1 protein-coding gene is annotated in these 858 nt (G+C 59.6%); it reads right to left on the reverse strand.

Features of this window, described 5'->3' with window-relative positions; genetic code table 11:
• Window positions 1–61 precede the first annotated feature (61 nt).
• Entirely contained in the window at window positions 62–697 is a 636-nt protein-coding gene (locus tag AC1DWI_RS24840; RefSeq protein ID WP_477646492.1) for a GntR family transcriptional regulator, read from the reverse strand.
• Window positions 698–858 lie beyond the last annotated feature (161 nt).

The following is an 858-nucleotide window of genomic DNA, read 5'->3' on the forward strand; positions in this document are numbered from 1 at the left end:
GCACTGGGAGGCGCTGCCGCAGGCCTGATTTCATTCAGGGGTCGGCCGGAAGGTGGGGTTGTCAGGCCGCCGCTTCCAGTCCGTTCCTGAAGTGCTCCCGCATGCGCTGCGCGGTGGCATTCGCGTCGCCTGACGACAGCGCCTGCATGATGGCGCGATGCTCGGCAAGCGACTCTTCAATGCGGCCACTTTTGAGCAGCGAGTTGTGGCGGTTGAGCTTCATGACCTTGCGCAGGTCGGCCACCATCTGGTCGCGCCAGCGGTTGTTGGCGATTTCCAGCAGGCGCATGTGAAAGGCTTCATTGATCTCGAAGAACCGCTCACGGTTGCCGACGGCTTTCTCGAGTTCGTTATGCAGGCCCTGCAGTTCCTTGAGCTGGGAAGGCGTCGCCTGGGTGGCCACCACACCGGCCGCGTCGCTCTCCAGCAGCGCAAGCAGGTGATACACATCGGCCAGGTCCCGCTCAGACACTTCGGTTACATAGGCGCCGCGCCGCACCTTCATCGTGACCAGGCCTTCGGTGGCCAGCACTTTCAGGGCTTCGCGCAGCGGCGTTCGGCTGATGCCGTATTCCTCGGCCAGCTTGAGCTCGTCAATCCAGCTGCCCGGCGTCAGTTCGCGGTTGAAGATGCGCTGGCGCAAAAGCTCCGCCACTTCTTCGTAAAGCGCTCGAGGGGTCAGGGACACTGCGGCCATGGGTATAAATTTTTTGAATGTGCGAAAGCTTCGAGTGGGCGCTGCTTTCGATCAGCGCTGCACGCGAGTTAGTGGGCATCTTACTTCAAACTGAATTTTGCATCAATAATTATAAATGATGTAAACTTGGCCGGATTCATGACTTCCTCTCATGCTGAGCC

Source organism: Polaromonas sp. P3_C2 (genome assembly GCF_056402675.1).

Bases quoted from the DNA above. Each gene is read 5' to 3' on its own strand.
- AC1DWI_RS24840 (WP_477646492.1), bottom strand. From the start codon at position 697: ATGGCCGCAGTGTCCCTGACCCCTCGAGCGCTTTACGAAGAAGTGGCG.